The sequence below is a fragment of the Streptomyces sp. NPDC003035 genome, from assembly GCF_042888285.1.
Classification (GTDB): domain Bacteria; phylum Actinomycetota; class Actinomycetes; order Streptomycetales; family Streptomycetaceae; genus Streptomyces.
Genome location: NZ_JBIAPJ010000004.1, coordinates 307871 through 322794 on the forward strand (window position 1 = coordinate 307871; position 14924 = coordinate 322794).

The window sequence follows — 14924 nt, forward strand, 5'->3', positions numbered from 1 at the left end:
TGACCGTGATCGTCTCGGCTCCCCGTCAGGCGGTCGGGTAGCCGATCTCCGCGATGTCGTCGGCGAGTTCGGCGAGGCCGATGTCCGGGTTCAGGGCGGCGACGAGCTCGTTCGTCAGCGGGCGCAGCGCCATGACGTGCCGTACCGCGTCGAGGTCGACAGGCGTCTCGTAATAATCCGCGGCCCACTCCCGGTACGCCTCGGCCGAGCGGTCGACGAGAAGCTCGAAGAGGTGGTCGGAGCCGTCCGGTTCGCCGTCCCCCTCGTCGGGGAAGTCGATCGTGCCCGCCCGCCAGGCTGTGTCCGTCGTTTCCCGCCACAGGCAGGCGGTCACGACCGGTACATCGTTCTCGTCCGAGAACGCCGGCTCGTCCACGTAAGGCCGGAACACCTCGGGCACCTCGTCGAGCACCCCGGGCCACGGCTCGCCGTCCGCGAGCGGCCCGTACGGGCTCATGACCGACTCGTGGTCGAAGCCGCGCACGTACGCCCCGGCCGGGGAGAAGACGATCGCGTACTCGTCCCCCTGCCCGTCGCGCATCGAGGCCATGTCCTCGGTCTCGGACCAGCGCGAGTCGAACGAGTAGTACCGCGAGTCCCACTCCGGGCTCAGGACGGCGTCCAGCAGCGCCAACGCCCGGCAGTGGTCGCGCAGCTCACCGATGCCCGGAAGCGCCCGGGCCACGTCATGTACGGTCACGCGGCCATCCAAGCGCACGCCACCGACAGCCGTTCAGCGGATGCGGCCCGGCCCCCGCGTCCCTAGGCTTGCCTCGGCACAACTCCGATCGAATGAGAGGGAGTCCCATGGCGAAGCGCGGCAACAAGAAGCGGGCCCGCAAGAAGAAGAAGGCCAACCACGGCAAGCGGCCGAACGCCTGAGCCCTGCCGGACAGCCGAACAGCCGGAACGGAACGGGCCGGGCGCGCTTCTCGCGCCCGGCCCGTCCGCGTCCCCGCCTGACTCGGCGCGTCAGCAGACGTGCCGCTCCCGCGCCGGGTCGTACAGGTGGCTGTCGCGGAACTGCGAGGCCGCCAGGGTCCGGCCGACCAGGATCACCGCCGTCTTCGTGATCCCCGCCTCCTTCATCTGGGCCGCGATGTCCTCCAGCGTGCCCCGCAGCACGATCTCGTCCGGGCGGCTCGCCATCGCCACCACCGCGGCCGGGCAGTCGGCGCCGTAGTGCGGCAGCAGCTCGGAGACGACCCGGTCGACGTACCGGGCCGCCAGGTGCAGGACCAGGAGGGCGCCGCTGCGGCCGAGCGTCGCGAGGTCCTCGCCCTCCGGCATGGGCGTGGCCTGCTGGGCGATGCGCGTGAGGATGACCGTCTGGCCCACGGTCGGGACGGTGAGCTCCCGCTTGAGCGCCGCGGCCGCCGCCGCGAACGCCGGGACGCCGGGCACGACCTCGTACGGGATGTCCAGCGCGTCGAGGCGGCGCATCTGCTCCGCCACCGCGCTGAAGACGGACGGATCGCCCGAGTGGAGCCGGGCCACGTCCTGGCCGGCCTCGTGGGCGCGGACGATCTCCGCCACGATCCGGTCCAGGTCCAGGTCCGCCGTGTCGACCAGGCGCGCGTCCGGCGGGCACTCGGCGAGCAGCTCGCGGGGGACCAGGGAGCCCGCGTAGAGGCAGACGCCGCAGGACGCGAGGGTGCGTGCGCCCCGCAGGGTGATCAGGTCGGCCGCGCCCGGGCCCGCGCCGATGAAGTAGACGGTCATGCTCCAACTCCTGATTTCGTTACGGACCACTGCGTGACCGGCATCGCCTGGCGCCAGCCGGTGAACCCGCCCACGGGGACGGCGGCGGCCACGGCGAGCCGGACCAGTTCGCCGCCGTGCGCGCGGTACCGGTCGGCGAGCAGCGCCTCGGACTCCAGGGTCACGGTGTTGGCCACCAGCCGGCCGCCCGCCGGCAGCGCCTCCCAGCAGGCGTCGAGCAGACCGGGGGCGGTCAGCCCGCCGCCGATGAAGACCGCGTCCGGGACCGGTAGTCCGGCCAGGGCCTCGGGCGCGGGTCCGGTGACGACGCGGAGCCTGGGGACGACACCGAGGGCGACGGCGTTGCGGCCGATCCGAGCGGCCCGCTCCGGGTCCTTCTCGACGGCGATCGCCTGGCAGGAGCGGTGCGCGCGCAGCCATTCGATGCCGATGGAGCCGGAGCCGCCGCCGACGTCCCAGAGGAGTTCGCCCGGCGCGGGAGCGAGGGCGGCGAGGGTGGCGGCGCGGACGTACCGCTTGGTGAGCTGGCCGTCGTGCTCGTACGCCTCGTCCGGAAGCCCGGGCACGGCGCCGAGGCGGAGCGCGCCGGGGTCGCGGACGCAGTCGACGGCGACGACGTTCAGGGCATCGAGGCGCACGGCGTCGTCCCAGGTGTCGGCGGCGCCGTCGACGATCCGCTCGTACGGGCCGCCGAGCTGTTCGAGCACCCGCATCCGGCTGCCGCCGTACCCCTTCTCGCGCAGCAGGCCGGCGACCTGCCCGGGCGTGTGGCGGTTGCCGCTGAGGACCAGCAGCCGACGGCCGTCGTACAGCGCTCCGGCGAGGGAGGCGCGGGGCCTGCCGACCAGCGTGACGATCTCGACGGTCTCCAGCGGCCAGCCGAGGCGGGCGCAGGCGTACGAGACGGAGGACGGGTGGGGCAGGACGCGCAGCCGGTCGGCACCGATCGTCTCGGCGAGGGTGCGGCCGATGCCGTAGAACATCGGGTCGCCGCTGGCGAGGACCGCGATCCGGCGGCCGTCGTGCCCGGCGATCAGTCCGGGGACGGCCTCGCGCAGGGGGGAGGGCCAGGTGACGCGCTCGCCGGGGCAGGCGTCGGCGGGCGCGAGCTGGAGCTGGCGCGGGCCGCCGATCAGCACCTCGGCCTCGCGCAGCACCCGGCGGGACGCCTCGGGGAGCCCGTCCCAGCCGTCCGCGCCGATGCCGACGACCGAGACCGGGAACGGGGACGGCTGCGGGGACGGCTGCGGGGGTGCGGAGCTCACGCCGGAACTCTACGTGACCGGAACATGACCTCAGAGGTGAGCCGGGTCACCCGGGAATACGGCCCGGAGGCGGACCGTTGAGCGAGGCAGAACGAGACGTTCAAGTTTCAACTATTACGAGGTGAGCCCGATGCAGTTCGGCATCTTCACCGTCGGCGATGTGACGACCGACCCCACCACCGGCCGTACCCCGACCGAGCACGAGCGGATCAAGAACACGGTCGCCATCGCGCTCAAGGCGGAGGAGGTCGGGCTCGACGTCTTCGCGACCGGTGAGCACCACAACCCGCCGTTCGTTCCGTCCTCCCCGACGACCCTGCTCGGGCACATCGCCGCACGGACCGAGAACCTGATCCTGTCCACGTCCACGACGCTGATCACCACCAACGACCCGGTGAAGATCGCCGAGGACTACGCCACCCTCCAGCACCTCGCCGACGGGCGCGTCGATCTGATGATGGGGCGCGGCAACACCGGACCGGTCTACCCGTGGTTCGGACAGGACATCCGGCAGGGCATCCCGCTCGCCATCGAGAACTACGCCCTTCTCCACAGGCTGTGGAGGGAGGACGTCGTCGACTGGGAGGGCACGTTCCGCAGCGCCCTGCAGGGCTTCACCTCCACGCCCCGCCCGCTGGACGGCGTCCCGCCGTTCGTGTGGCACGGCTCCATCCGCTCCCCCGAGATCGCCGAGCAGGCGGCCTACTACGGCGACGGCTTCTTCGCCAACCACATCTTCTGGCCCAAGCAGCACACCGAGAAGATGGTCCGCCTCTACCGGCAGAGGTACGCGCACTACGGCCACGGCACCCCCGAACAAGCCATCGTCGGCCTCGGCGGCCAGGTCTTCCTGCGCAAGAACTCCCAGGACGCGGTACGGGAGTTCCGCCCGTACTTCGACAACGCGCCCGTCTACGGCCACGGCCCGTCCCTGGAGGAGTTCAGCCGGGAGACGCCGCTGACCGTCGGCTCGCCGCAGGAGGTCATCGAACGGACCCTGTCCTTCCGGGAATACGTCGGTGACTACCAGCGTCAGCTCTTCTTGGTGGACCACGCGGGTCTGCCGCTGAAGACGGTCCTGGAACAACTCGACATGCTCGGCGAGGAGGTCGTCCCGGTGCTGCGCAAGGAGTTCGCCAACCTGCGGCCGGCCGGTGTCCCGGAGACGGCCCCGCTCCACCCCGCCGTACGTACGCAGGAGGCGTAAGTCATGCAGACCCTCAAGCTGGTCGCCGTGTCCGCCGGGCTGAGCTCCCCGTCCTCGACGAGGCTGCTCGCCGACCGGCTCACCGAGGCGGCGCGGGAGCGGCTCACCGAGCAGGAGTACGCGGTCGAGGTCCAGGTCGTCGAGTTGCGCGACCACGCCGTCGACATCGCGAAGAACTTCGTCACGGGCTTCCCCTCGGCGGAGCTCCAGCACACGATCGACGCGGTGACGGGCGCGGACGGGGTCATCGCGGTGACCCCCGTCTTCACCGCCTCGTACAGCGGTCTGTTCAAGTCCTTCTTCGACCTGATCGACCCGGACGCGCTGACCGGCACGCCGGTGCTGCTCGGCGCGACCGGCGGGACCGCCCGCCACTCCCTCGTCCTCGACCACGCCCTGCGACCGCTTTTCTCCTACCTGCGGGCGCTCGTCGTCCCGACGGCCGTGTACGCGGCCTCGGAGGACTGGGGTTCGGGCGGCGACGAGTACACGGACGGCCTGCCGTCCCGGATCACCCGGGCCGGGCACGACCTCGCCGACCTGGTCGCGGCCCGGGGCCCGGCCGGGGACGCGGACGACGACGAGGTCGTACCGTTCGAGCGGCAGCTCGCCGACCTGCGCCTGGACTGACCGCAGCGATCTTCTCCTTGCGGTTTCTACTTGCGGTTGTAGAGCCGCATCGTGACCGCCCCGAAGACCACCACGAACACCGCCGACCACCCCAGCGACCAGGCGATGTCCGCCGCCGGCCAGTTCCCCGCCATCAGCTCCCGTACCGCCGTCGCCAGATGCGTCACCGGGCTGTTGTTGACGAAGGCCTGCAGCCAGCCCGGCATCGTCCTGGGGTCGACGAAGACGTTGGAGAGGAACGTCAGCGGGAAGATCACCATCATCGAGACGCCCATGACGGACTTCTCGCTGCGCAGCATCAGCCCGAACATGGTCCAGATCCACGAGAAGGCGAACGAGAACACCAGCAGCAGCGCGACGCCGAGCAGGACGCCGACCACCCCGCCGTCCGGCCGGTAGCCGATGATCATGCCGACCGTGAGCATGACCGCCGAGGCGATGAGATAGCGGACGACGTCGCCGAGCAGATAGCCGACCATCGGCGCGGGCCGCCAGATCGGCAGTGTCCGGAAGCGGTCGAAGACACCCTTCTCGATGTCGGTGTTGACCGAGACGCCCGTGTACATCGTGATCATCACGACGCTCATCACGAGGATGCCCGGCAGCAGGAACTGGATGTACGCCGAGACGGAGCCGGCCAGCGCGCCCCCGAAGAGGTACGTGTACATCAGCACCATCATGATCGGGAACGCCGTCACGTCGAACAACTGCTCCGGCACGTGCTTGATCTTGAGCATGGCCCGCCAGCCGAAGGTCAGCGACGCGGAGAGCGCGCTGGGGCGCGGCGGGCGGGAGTGCCCCACGAGCAGCGCCGCCAGCTCGTCCGCCTTCGGGGCGACGAACTCGAGGGCGTCGGCCGGCTGCCCGTCCTTGCCGGTGGTGACGGTGGTCATGCCGTGGTTCCTTTCCTGTCCGTCAGCGTCCTGTCCGTCAGCGCCAGGAACACCTCGTCGAGGCTGGGCTGCCCGAGCCCGAAGTTGTCGATCGTGACCCCGGCCCTGGCGAGTTCCGTCAGGGCGCGCGCGGCCTGCTCGGCGGCGCCCAGGTCGGTCCCGTGGCCGTTGACGGTGGCGGTGAGCGCGACCGGGTCCGGGTCGAGCTGCACGGACGCCTTCAGTGCCTCCCGGAGGACCCGCTCCGCCTCCGGGCGCTGCTCGGGGTACCGGAGCCGTACGTGCACGGACCCGGAGCCGACGGACGCCTTCAGCTCGCCCTTGGTGCCCTCCGCGATGACCTTCCCGTGGTCGATGACGGCGATACGGGAGGCCAGCTGGTCGGCCTCGTCCAGGTACTGGGTGGTCAGCAGGACGGTGGTGCCCTGGGCGACCACCGCGCGGACGATGTCCCAGACCTGGTTGCGGCTGCGCGGGTCGAGGCCGGTCGTCGGTTCGTCGAGGAAGAGCAGGTCGGGGGTGTTGAGGATGGACGCGGCGATGTCGATACGGCGCCGCATGCCGCCCGAGTAGTTCTTGATCTGCTTGTCGGCGGCCTCCGCGAGCCCGAACGCGGCGAGCAGCTGCGCGGAGCGGTCCCGGGCGGCGGGGCGGGTGTGGCCGAGCAGCCGGCCGAGCAGGACCAGGTTCTCGGTGCCGGTCAGGTCCTCGTCGACGGAGGCGTACTGGCCGGTGAGGCTGACCCGGCCGCGCACGGTGTCGGCGTCCTTGACGACGTCCTTGCCGAAGACGCTGGCCCGGCCGCCGTCGGGGCGGAGGAGGGTGGCGAGCATCTTGACGGCGGTGGTCTTGCCGGCGCCGTTGGGCCCGAGGACGCCGTAGACGGTGCCGGCGGGGACGCGCAGGTCGATGCCGTCGACGGCACGGTTCGCGCCGAAGACCTTGACCAGGCCCTCGGTCTCGATGGCGAGGTCGGTCATGTGCTGTCCTCCCGGCCGGCGGGGTCGGTTCCGCTCCGACCAGTCTCCGACGGAGGCGGCCGTGATGCCAGGGGGAGGACGGGCCGGGGGACGCGGAGGGGGTCGCGGGGCGGGGGGCGCGGAGGCCGTGGAGGCGCTGCGGGGCGGGCCAGGCCCGGAGCGCCGCAGGGCGGACCGGCCCCCGGGGACGGAGGCGCTGCGGGGCGAGCGGCCCGGGGAACCGGAGGGTCCGCGCCGGCGCCGAGGGGCCGCCGTGGATGAGGCCGGGTCCGCCGCGTGGCGGAGGGGGGTCGGCCTTCGGGGCGACGTCCCGGAGGGGCCCCGACGGCAGGCTGGTGGGCATGCTGAACATGAAGGCCCTGCCCCACGTGCCCCGTTGGGCCGTTCTCGCCGCGCACGCCGTGCCGCTGATCGTGCTGCCCTCGGGCATCTGGCGGATCGCCCTGACGCTGGGGCTGCCCGTCGCCCGGGTCGACGACCCGGGGATCGGGCAGGACGTGTACCAGATCGTGCTGACCGTCGTCGCCGAGCTGCTCGCCTTCCTGACGCTCGGCCTGGTCCGCTCCTGGGGCGAGGTGTTCCCCCGCCGACTGCCGTTCCTCGGCGGGCGGCCCGTCTCCCCGCGCGGCGCGACCGCCGCCGCGCTGGGCGGGGCGGTCGCGCTCTTCGCGCTGGTGGGCTGGTTCACGTACGCGGCGTACGCGGGGCTCGGAGGGAACTCCGTCGGCACGCACACGGACGGGCCGGTCCAGCAGGCCCTGCTGTACGCCTGCTACCTGCCGCTGCTCGCGTGGGCCCCGCTGCTCGCCGCCGTCGCGATCGCCTACTACCGCCGTCGCGCGGCAGCACCTTCCGTGCCCGTGGTGTGAGGACGTGCCGCGCCGGTGGTGGGAGCCGGCTCCGTACCCGTGGCGTCCTCGTGCGTGTAGAAGAGGTAGAACGCGGTGAGGAACGTGCCCGCGGCGATCACCAGGCCCAGCACCGTCGCCGACAGCACGCTGGCGTCGGAGATGCTGTAGAGGAAGCCGATCGCACCGCCGACGAGCACCGCCCACGCCGTCGCCCGCAGCTCGCGCGGCAGGGCGCGGCCCCGCTGCCGCAGCGCGTACACCGCTCCGGCGAGCACGACACCCGAGACCAGGCCGAGCAGGACCTGGCCCCAGGTGATGACGCCGCCGGAGCGCTGGATCGCCGCCGCGTAGATGCCGTAGGCGAGGCCCAGCGTGACGGGCAGGCCCCAGCCGCGTGTCCTCAGATGCCGGCCGTGGGTCTTCGGACGCCGACGGGACGGCAGTGCAGCATGTGCGGCCATGGCAGGAGCTCCCTTCGCTCTCACCCCCCTGCACCCTCCAGGGCACACCCGGAGCCCCCGCCCCCGCAACCGGACCGGACCGGAACCGGACCGGAACCGGAACCGGAATTCAGACCGCCGGCCGCACCGCGACCGCGTCGATCTCGAAGAGCATCCCGGGCAGCGCCAGGGACGCGACCCCGCTGAGCGTCTGCGCGGGCAGCCGGTCGCCGAAGGCGCCGTGCAGCGCCTTGCCCAGCACCTCCAGCTTCGCGAGGTCGTGGTCGACGATGTACGAGCCGAGACGCACGACATGCTCGAAGCCGAGCCCCACGCCCTCCAGCGCGCGCCGGAGGTTCGCGAAGGACAGCTCGACCTGGGCGGGGAAGTCCCCGGGGACGGGCGCGCCGGTTCCGTCGGAGGCGTACTGGCCGCCGATGAAGACGAGTTCGCCGGGGGCGGAGACGGCGTGGCTGTAGCCGAAGGGGGACGGGTCGTGGAGCGTGTCGGGGTTGGTGAACGTGCGCTGGTCACGGCTGGTCATGACAGGTGTGTCCTTCCGGGACGTACGGCCGCCAGGCAGGCGGCCAGGGTGAGCGCGGCGCCCGAGCAGAGCACCGCGACGAGCGTGGTCGCGTCGACGAGCAGCCCGCCGAGGAGGGCGCCGAGCGCGATCGAGAGGCAGAAGACGCTGACGTAGAGGCCGGTCGCCGTCTCCACGTCCTCCGGCGCGGCGGCCATGAACCAGGACTGCAGCCCGACGGAGACCCCGCCGTAGGCGAGCCCCCACAGGAGCAGCAGTCCGGCACCGGCCGGGGTCGTAACGCCGGCGAGGGCGAACGCCAGGAGTGCGGCGGTCAGGCCGGCGGAGATGACGGCGAGGGTACGGCGGGGGGAGCGGCCGGCCGCGGGTCCGGCGAGGAAGTTCCCCGCCACGCCCGCGACTCCGTACCCGAGGAGCAGCATGCCGACGAGGTCCTCGGAGACGTGGGAGTGCTCGGCGAGCACGGGCCGTACGAAGGAGTACGCGAGGAAGTGACCGGTCACCAGGAGGAGGGTGAGCAGCAGCCCGGTACGGACGCGGACGTTCTCGCGCGGCAGCCGCAGCAGCGCCCCGAGGCCGGTACGGAGTCCGGGGCCGGGCCGGGGGCCGGAAGCGGTACGACGTCCAGGGATGGGCCGGAGCCCGGAAGCGGAACGGGGTCCGGAAGCGGTACGGAGTCCGAGGCCGGGACGGAGTCCGGGGCCGGGCCGGGGGCCGGAGCTGGGCCGGGGTCCGAGGCCGGGACGGAGTCCGGGAGCGGCACGACGTCCGGGGGCGCGTCGTTCACCCGGCAGGCGCGGCAGCAGGGCCAGGAGACCGGCCGTCGCCAGCACGGCCACCACCCCCACCCCCGCGAACGCCCCTCGCCAGCCGGTCCATTCCGCCGCCGTGGTGGCCGCGGGGACGCCGAGCACGGAGGCGGCCGAGACCCCGCCGAAAATCACGGCGGTGGCTCGTCCCACGCCGGCGGCGGGGACGAGCCGGGGCGCCAGGCCGCCCGCGAGGGCCCAGAAGCCGCCGATGGCGATGCCGAGCAGGACCCGGGCGCCGAGGACGACCGCGAAGTGGCCGGCGGTCGCGGTGGCCAGGTTGGCGGCGGCGACGAGGGCCATCAGGAGGACGAGGACCGTGCGGCGGTCGGCACCGGCCGCCCGGAGGGCGATCAGCGGGGCGGAGACGGCGGCCACGAGTCCCGGGACGGTCACCATGAGGCCCGCCGTACCGGCGGACACCTCCAGCTCGGCCGCGACCGGGGTGAGCAGCCCGACCGGCAGCAGCTCCGCCGTCATCACGGTGAAGATGCCGAGCGTGACCACCCCGACCCGCGCCCACGCCCCCACCCCCGACCCCGCCCCTCCGTCAATCTGGACATCTAACATCCAGAATCCCTTCCTTGAAAGGCCCTCCCGACGGGAGGGCGCGTCGAACGAAAAAAGATCTAGGCGTTGGCGAACCAGCGGCGGATGCGCTCCGGAGCCGCGGGCGCCTGGCGCTCCGCCCGTTCCCGTACGTCGTCCAGCGTCCGCGCCGCCAGCTCCCGCCTCCACGCCAGCTCCGCCGCGCCCATCGCGCCCGCGATGGCGCACTCGGCGGCGTAGCTCCCGGCAGGCCCGGCACCGGGTCCCTGCTGCCGGATCTCGGAGCAGCGGAACGCCTCCTCCGGGCCCTCGATCGCCGTGACGACGTCCATGAGGGTGATCCGGTCGAGCGGCCGCGCCAGCCGGAAGCCGCCCTTGGGGCCGGAGACCGAGCTGACGATGCCCGCGCGGGAGAGGGCCTGGAGCTGCTTGTTGAGGTACGCGGCGGGAAGCTCGTGGTACGCCGCGAGCCGGGCTGCCGTCACCGCCCGCTCCGGCCCGATCCAGGCCAGGTTGAGACAGCTGTGCAGCGCCCATTCGACGCCCTCGTTCATCCGCATATCCTGGATGCTAGATGTCCAGGATCATCGGGGCAACCCGTTTCCGCCGGGTCCGGCCTCCGCCAGCTCCGCGAGCCGCGCGAGGGCTGCCCCCAGGACGCGTACGGACGGCGAGGCGAGACCCAGCCTGACCGCGTCCGCCGCTCCACCACCCTGCCCGGTTCCCCGCCCGCGCCCCCGCCCGCCCACCGCGAACGCCGTGCCCGGGGTGAGCGCGATGCCCCGCTCCGCCGCCGCGGCCACGAAGGTCTCCGCCCGCCACGGCGCCGGCAGCTCCCACCAGCAGTAGTACGCGTACGGCGAGGTGCGGATCGCGTACGCCCCCAGGTGCCGCCGCACCAGCGCGTGCCGGGCCGCCGCGTCCCCGCGCTTCGCCGCGACGACCTCCGTCACCGTCCCGTCCGCCGCCCACCGGGTCGCCGCCGCGAGCGCCAGGCCGCCCGCCGTCCACGCGCCGGAGCGCAGCGCCCGCGCGAGGTCCTCCACCCGGTCCGCCGGCGCGACGAGATGGCCGACGGTCAGGCCGGGGGCGAGCCGCTTGGAGAGGCTGCCCACGAGCACCACCCGCTCCGGCGCGTGGGCGGCGAGCGGCGCCGGGCCGTCCGGGACCAGGAACGCCCAGGTGGTGTCCTCGATCGCGAGGAGACCCGACTCCCGCAGGACGTCCGCCAGTTCGGCCCGGCGCCCGGGACCCGCCGTCAGCGACAGCGGATTGTGCAGGGTCGGCTGGAGGTACACGGCCGAGAGCGGGCCCGCGCGGTGGGCCGCCGCCAGCGCGTCCGGCCGCATCCCCTCCCCGTCGAGCCCGATCGGCACGAGCCGTACACCGAGCCGCTCGGCCACCGCCTTGACCAGCGGATACGTCAGCGCCTCGACCCCGAGCGCGCCGCCCGGCGGGACGAGCGCGGAGACCGCGGCCGCGATGGCCTGGCGGCTGTTGCCCGCGAAGAGCACCCGGTCGGGGTTCGGCTCCCAGTCCGCCCGCGCGAGCACCCGCACCGCCGCCGCCCGCGCCTCCGGTGTACCCACGGCCGCCGCCGGACGCACCGTCGCCCCGGCGAGGACGTCGGCGCGGGCGAGGGAGGCGAGCGCCCGCCCCATCAGCTCGGACTGCCCTTCCACCACGGGGTAGTTGAGCTGGAGGTCGACCGGGGCGTCCCCGGTCGCCTCGGCGAGCGCCGGCCCGGGTAGCGGCGGAGCCGCCCGCACGAACGTGCCGCGCCCCACTTCGCCGACGACCAGGCCGCGGCGGGCCAGCTCCCCGTACACGCGGATCGCGGTGGAGTTGGCGATCCGGTGCCGACGGGCGAACACCCTCTGCGGCGGCAGCCGGTCGCCGGGCCGCAGGCGCCCGTCCGCGATCCGCTCCGCCACCCGGTCGGCGATCCTGCGGTACTCCTCCACCGGACCGACCCCCTCCCCGCATTGCACCGAGAGCAAAGATTTTATTGCACCGAGCCAAGAGCCCTGCCTAGCCTCGGGACATGCCCTCCGCAGAGATCAACGGCCTGACCATCGGCTATGAGGACCACGGCACGGGCCCCGCGCTCGTCCTGGTCCACGGCCACCCCTTCGACCGCACCATGTGGCAGCCCCAGATCGACCGCTTCTCGGCCACCCACCGGGTGGTCGCCCCCGATCTGCGCGGCTACGGAACGACCAGCGTCGTCCCCGGCATCACCCCGCTCTCCACCTTCGCCGAGGACCTGGCCGCGCTCCTCGACCACCTCGGCATCGAGGAGTTCGTCCTCGCCGGGCTCTCCATGGGCGGCCAGATCGCCATGGAGTGCCTGCGCCTCTTCCCCGGCCGGATCCGCGGCCTCGTCCTCGCCGACACCTTCCCCGCCGCCGAGACCGAGGAGGGGAAGGCCGGCCGCCGCGCCCTCGCCGACCGGCTGGTCCGCGAGGGCATGAAGGGGTACGCCGACGAGGTGCTGGACCGGATGGTCGCGCCGTACAACACCCACGCGGCGGCCCACGTCCACCGGATGATGTGCGCCACCGACCCCGAGGGCGCGGCGGCGGCCCTGCGCGGCCGGGCCGAGCGCCCCGACTACACGTCCGTGCTCAGCTCCGCCTCCGTACCGGCTCTGGTGATCGTCGGCCGCGACGACACGTACACCCCGGTGGCGGACGCGGAGGCGATGCACGGGCTGCTTCCCCACTCCACGCTCGTGGTCGTCGAACGGGCCGCGCACCTGCCGAACCTGGAGCGGCCGGAGGACTTCGACGCGGCGCTCGGCGCGTTCCTCGACTCACTCGTCCGGCCCAGCTGAACGTTCGCTTCTGAACAAACCGCCGGACGATAAGCCCATGAGCCAGAACACCGCACCCCGCAAGCAGAGCACCGGTTCCAGCGCCGCCTGGGCCTCCGGCGGCACGCTGTTCGCCGGCGTCCTGATGCTGGTCATCGGCATCATGGACGTCCTTCAGGGCATCGCCGCCATCGCCGAGGACGACGTCTACACCCGCCTCGGCGACTACGTCTTCAAGTTCGATCTGACCAGCTGGGGCTGGATCCACCTCTGCCTCGGCCTCGTCGTCGCCGCCGCGGGCGCCGGCATCCTCACGGGCGCCGAGTGGGGGCGGATCGCCGGCATCTCCCTGGCCTCCCTGAACGTCATCGCCCAGTTCCTCTTCCTGCCGTACCACCCGTGGTGGGCGCTGTTCTCGATGGCCATCTCGATCTTCGTGATCTGGGCGCTGGCCACCGACGACACCTACGGAAGGGCCCCGGTGTGATCCGCACCCGCGGACCCGTCGCCGCCGTGCTCCTCGCCCTGACGGTGACCCTCACCGGCTGCACCGAGGAGGACCGGCAGAAGGCCGGGGACATCGTCGGCTCCGCCACCGGGGCCGTCGCCTCGGCAGCCCAGGAGAGGATGGACCAGGTCAAGGACGGGGTGAACGCGGCCGGCGACGTGAAGGCCGGACCGACGAAGGCCGACGGGGACCGGACCATCGCGGAGATCACGGCCACGAACCCTCAGGACAAGAACGCCGACTACACGATCATGGTCAACTTCCGTGACAGCGGCGGCGGTCTGCTCGACTCCGTCGTCGTGACCATCGGCGGCGTCGAGCCGGGGAAGTCCAAGACCGGGACGGCCCGCAGCAATCGCACCCTGTCCGGGGAGACGACGGCGGAGGTCGGCCAGGCGCTGCGACACTGACGGCGTGCACCCCGGACACGACCAAATCGCTCCCCCGAGCCCCGCGCCCGAACCCGCAGCGCCCTCACGGCCCGGGCGGCGCCCCGCCGCCTGGGCCGCCGGGCTGCTGGTCGCCGTACCGAGCGTGGTCACCGGCTGCCGGCTCCTCGGCACCGACGCGTTCACCCCCGTACCGCAGCTGCTGTCCTTCCTGCCCTGGCTGACCGTCCCGGCCGGTCTGGCGCTGCTGCTCGCCCTGGCCGCCCGGCGGCGGCCGCTCGCCGGCTGGGCGGCGCTCGTCGTCGCGGTGACCGCCTGGTTCGTCCTGCCGTACGGCCCCGACACGACCACCGCCCGCGGACCCGTCGCCGAACGGGTCCGGGTGCTCACCGCCAACGTCGAGTTCGGCCAGGCCACCGAGGACCTGGTCCGGGCCGTGCGGCGGGAGCGGCCGCGGCTCGTGTACGTCTCCGAGTGCGACCGCGCCTGTGTCCGCGTCCTCACCGCCGCCCTGGCCGCGAGCCACCCCCATCGGGCCGTCGTGGACGGCGAGGGGCCGACGGGCTCGGTGATCCTGAGCGCGTACCCGCTGACCGCGCGGCCCGCGATCCCGGCCGCGATGGGGATGCCCGGCGCCACCGCGCGGATCGGCGGCCGGACCGTACAGCTCCGGCTCGCGCACCCGGTGCCGCCGGTCCCGTACCTGATCCACCGGTGGAAGCGCGAGCTGCGGCGGGTGGCGGACTTCGCCGCCGCGCACCGCGACGGCGACCCCGTCCTCCTGGCCGGCGACTTCAACGCCTCCCAGGACCACGCCGCCTTCCGCTCCCTCCTCGACGCCGGCCGGCTGCACGACGCCGCCCGGCTCGCGGGCGCCGCCCGGACCCCGACCTGGCCGCGGGAGGCGCGGCTGCCGCCGTACGTCCAGATCGACCACGTGCTGGTCAGCGACGACTTCCGGGTGCGCGCAGTGCGGTTCCTCGACCTCGCGGGGACGGACCACCGGGCCGTGCTCGCCGAGCTCGACCTGCACGCGGGGCGCTGATCGGCCACGCTGGATTACATGGACCACATGTACGACGACGACCAGATCCTGGCGAACATCGGCGCCCTCGTCGAAGAGGAGCGCGCCCTGCGGCAGCGGGTCGGCGGACTGCTCCCGGAGGAGCTGACCCGGCTCGCCGAACTGGAGGTGCAACTGGACCAGTGCTGGGACCTCTTGCGCCAGCGCCGCGCGAAGGCCGAGTTCGGCGAGGACCCGGACACGGCGGCGGTCCGCCCGGCGGCGGAGGTCGAGAGCTACCGCAGCTAGCGACGGACGG

Annotated in this window: 19 protein-coding genes; 9 read left to right on the forward strand and 10 right to left on the reverse strand. The window is 73.3% G+C overall.

The window, feature by feature from the left end:
- Window positions 1-25: 25 nt before the first annotated feature.
- Complete coding sequence (locus ACFYV5_RS14590; RefSeq protein ID WP_389168397.1) at window positions 26-700, reverse strand: hypothetical protein; 675 nt, start codon at window positions 698-700, stop codon at window positions 26-28.
- 107 nt (window positions 701-807) lie between these two features.
- Between ACFYV5_RS14590 and ACFYV5_RS14595 the strand changes: the two genes are divergently transcribed.
- Complete coding sequence (locus tag ACFYV5_RS14595; RefSeq protein WP_099895366.1) at window positions 808-882, forward strand: 50S ribosomal protein bL37; 75 nt, start codon at window positions 808-810, stop codon at window positions 880-882.
- A gap of 90 nt (window positions 883-972) precedes the next feature.
- Here the strand turns inward: ACFYV5_RS14595 and cobM are convergent, their stop codons facing one another.
- Window positions 973-1722 carry a precorrin-4 C(11)-methyltransferase gene (cobM, locus tag ACFYV5_RS14600; RefSeq protein WP_355110588.1) on the reverse strand — a complete coding sequence of 250 codons (750 nt, stop codon included), beginning with the start codon at window positions 1720-1722 and terminating at the stop codon, window positions 973-975.
- Complete coding sequence (gene cbiE, locus ACFYV5_RS14605; RefSeq protein WP_389168399.1) at window positions 1719-2987, reverse strand: precorrin-6y C5,15-methyltransferase (decarboxylating) subunit CbiE; 1269 nt, start codon at window positions 2985-2987, stop codon at window positions 1719-1721. Before cbiE ends, cobM begins: the two co-directional genes overlap by 4 nt.
- 130 nt (window positions 2988-3117) lie before the next feature.
- On the opposite strand from cbiE, the gene ACFYV5_RS14610 reads away from it, so the two are divergent.
- Together ACFYV5_RS14610 and ACFYV5_RS14615 are read left to right on the forward strand one after the other, a co-directional pair.
- Window positions 3118-4194, forward strand: coding sequence for an LLM class flavin-dependent oxidoreductase (locus ACFYV5_RS14610; RefSeq protein WP_355110590.1), 1077 nt, complete (start codon window positions 3118-3120; stop codon window positions 4192-4194).
- Window positions 4195-4197: 3 nt separating this feature from the next.
- Window positions 4198-4824, forward strand: coding sequence for an FMN reductase (locus ACFYV5_RS14615; protein ID WP_389168402.1), 627 nt, complete (start codon window positions 4198-4200; stop codon window positions 4822-4824).
- 26 nt (window positions 4825-4850) lie between these two features.
- Here the strand turns inward: ACFYV5_RS14615 and ACFYV5_RS14620 are convergent, their stop codons facing one another.
- Window positions 4851-5717 (reverse strand): ABC transporter permease, encoded by an 867-nt coding sequence (locus ACFYV5_RS14620; RefSeq protein WP_355110592.1) that lies wholly within the window; start codon window positions 5715-5717, stop codon window positions 4851-4853.
- On the reverse strand, window positions 5714-6697 hold the full coding sequence (locus ACFYV5_RS14625) for an ATP-binding cassette domain-containing protein (RefSeq protein ID WP_389168404.1): 984 nt from the start codon (window positions 6695-6697) through the stop codon (window positions 5714-5716). Before ACFYV5_RS14625 ends, ACFYV5_RS14620 begins: the two co-directional genes overlap by 4 nt.
- A 341-nt stretch (window positions 6698-7038) precedes the next feature.
- On the opposite strand from ACFYV5_RS14625, the gene ACFYV5_RS14630 reads away from it, so the two are divergent.
- Window positions 7039-7566, forward strand: a complete 528-nt coding sequence (locus tag ACFYV5_RS14630) for a hypothetical protein (protein WP_389168406.1) — start codon at window positions 7039-7041, stop codon at window positions 7564-7566.
- Here the strand turns inward: ACFYV5_RS14630 and ACFYV5_RS14635 are convergent.
- The 5 genes from ACFYV5_RS14635 to ACFYV5_RS14655 form a co-directional block, all read right to left on the reverse strand.
- Entirely contained in the window at window positions 7524-8009 is a 486-nt protein-coding gene (locus ACFYV5_RS14635) for a hypothetical protein (protein WP_389168408.1), read from the reverse strand. The genes ACFYV5_RS14630 and ACFYV5_RS14635 overlap by 43 nt on opposite strands.
- Before the next feature lie 109 nt (window positions 8010-8118).
- On the reverse strand, window positions 8119-8532 hold the full coding sequence (locus ACFYV5_RS14640; protein ID WP_389168410.1) for a RidA family protein: 414 nt from the start codon (window positions 8530-8532) through the stop codon (window positions 8119-8121).
- Window positions 8529-9911, reverse strand: a complete 1383-nt coding sequence (locus tag ACFYV5_RS14645) for an MFS transporter (protein WP_389168412.1) — start codon at window positions 9909-9911, stop codon at window positions 8529-8531. The genes ACFYV5_RS14640 and ACFYV5_RS14645 overlap by 4 nt, the downstream gene beginning before the upstream one ends.
- 59 nt (window positions 9912-9970) lie before the next feature.
- Window positions 9971-10444: an Rrf2 family transcriptional regulator gene (locus tag ACFYV5_RS14650; protein WP_355110976.1), complete on the reverse strand. Its 474-nt coding sequence runs from the start codon at window positions 10442-10444 to the stop codon at window positions 9971-9973.
- Between the two features lie 30 nt (window positions 10445-10474).
- Window positions 10475-11854 (reverse strand): PLP-dependent aminotransferase family protein, encoded by a 1380-nt coding sequence (locus tag ACFYV5_RS14655; protein ID WP_389168414.1) that lies wholly within the window; start codon window positions 11852-11854, stop codon window positions 10475-10477.
- Between the two features lie 80 nt (window positions 11855-11934).
- Between ACFYV5_RS14655 and ACFYV5_RS14660 the strand changes: the two genes are divergently transcribed.
- From ACFYV5_RS14660 to ACFYV5_RS14680, 5 genes are read left to right on the forward strand one after another with little or no spacing between them, the layout of a single operon-like run.
- A complete protein-coding gene (locus tag ACFYV5_RS14660) occupies window positions 11935-12726 on the forward strand; it encodes an alpha/beta fold hydrolase (protein WP_389168416.1) in 792 nt (263 codons plus the stop codon).
- 37 nt (window positions 12727-12763) lie between these two features.
- The gene (locus tag ACFYV5_RS14665; protein ID WP_389168418.1) at window positions 12764-13192 is read left to right on the forward strand and encodes a hypothetical protein; all 429 of its coding nucleotides are present in this window, start codon (window positions 12764-12766) and stop codon (window positions 13190-13192) included.
- Window positions 13189-13623 (forward strand): hypothetical protein, encoded by a 435-nt coding sequence (locus ACFYV5_RS14670; RefSeq protein WP_389168420.1) that lies wholly within the window; start codon window positions 13189-13191, stop codon window positions 13621-13623. Before ACFYV5_RS14665 ends, ACFYV5_RS14670 begins: the two co-directional genes overlap by 4 nt.
- A gap of 4 nt (window positions 13624-13627) precedes the next feature.
- On the forward strand, window positions 13628-14647 hold the full coding sequence (locus tag ACFYV5_RS14675) for an endonuclease/exonuclease/phosphatase family protein (RefSeq protein ID WP_389168422.1): 1020 nt from the start codon (window positions 13628-13630) through the stop codon (window positions 14645-14647).
- A gap of 18 nt (window positions 14648-14665) precedes the next feature.
- The gene (locus tag ACFYV5_RS14680) at window positions 14666-14914 is read left to right on the forward strand and encodes a DUF2630 family protein (RefSeq protein ID WP_389168424.1); all 249 of its coding nucleotides are present in this window, start codon (window positions 14666-14668) and stop codon (window positions 14912-14914) included.
- Window positions 14915-14924: the final 10 nt, after the last annotated feature.

Excerpts from the sequence above, each read along its gene's own strand:
- cobM (WP_355110588.1), bottom strand. The coding sequence starts at position 1,722 with ATGACCGTCTACTTCATCGGCGCGGGCCCGGGCGCGGCCGACCTGATC.
- ACFYV5_RS14610 (WP_355110590.1), top strand. The coding sequence starts at position 3,118 with ATGCAGTTCGGCATCTTCACCGTCGGCGATGTGACGACCGACCCCACC.
- ACFYV5_RS14615 (WP_389168402.1), top strand. The coding sequence starts at position 4,198 with ATGCAGACCCTCAAGCTGGTCGCCGTGTCCGCCGGGCTGAGCTCCCCG.
- ACFYV5_RS14620 (WP_355110592.1), bottom strand. The coding sequence starts at position 5,717 with ATGACCACCGTCACCACCGGCAAGGACGGGCAGCCGGCCGACGCCCTC.
- ACFYV5_RS14625 (WP_389168404.1), bottom strand. The coding sequence starts at position 6,697 with ATGACCGACCTCGCCATCGAGACCGAGGGCCTGGTCAAGGTCTTCGGC.
- ACFYV5_RS14630 (WP_389168406.1), top strand. The coding sequence starts at position 7,039 with ATGCTGAACATGAAGGCCCTGCCCCACGTGCCCCGTTGGGCCGTTCTC.
- ACFYV5_RS14635 (WP_389168408.1), bottom strand. The coding sequence starts at position 8,009 with ATGGCCGCACATGCTGCACTGCCGTCCCGTCGGCGTCCGAAGACCCAC.
- ACFYV5_RS14640 (WP_389168410.1), bottom strand. The coding sequence starts at position 8,532 with ATGACCAGCCGTGACCAGCGCACGTTCACCAACCCCGACACGCTCCAC.
- ACFYV5_RS14645 (WP_389168412.1), bottom strand. The coding sequence starts at position 9,911 with ATGTTAGATGTCCAGATTGACGGAGGGGCGGGGTCGGGGGTGGGGGCG.
- ACFYV5_RS14650 (WP_355110976.1), bottom strand. The coding sequence starts at position 10,444 with ATGAACGAGGGCGTCGAATGGGCGCTGCACAGCTGTCTCAACCTGGCC.
- ACFYV5_RS14660 (WP_389168416.1), top strand. The coding sequence starts at position 11,935 with ATGCCCTCCGCAGAGATCAACGGCCTGACCATCGGCTATGAGGACCAC.
- ACFYV5_RS14665 (WP_389168418.1), top strand. The coding sequence starts at position 12,764 with ATGAGCCAGAACACCGCACCCCGCAAGCAGAGCACCGGTTCCAGCGCC.
- ACFYV5_RS14680 (WP_389168424.1), top strand. The coding sequence starts at position 14,666 with ATGGACCACATGTACGACGACGACCAGATCCTGGCGAACATCGGCGCC.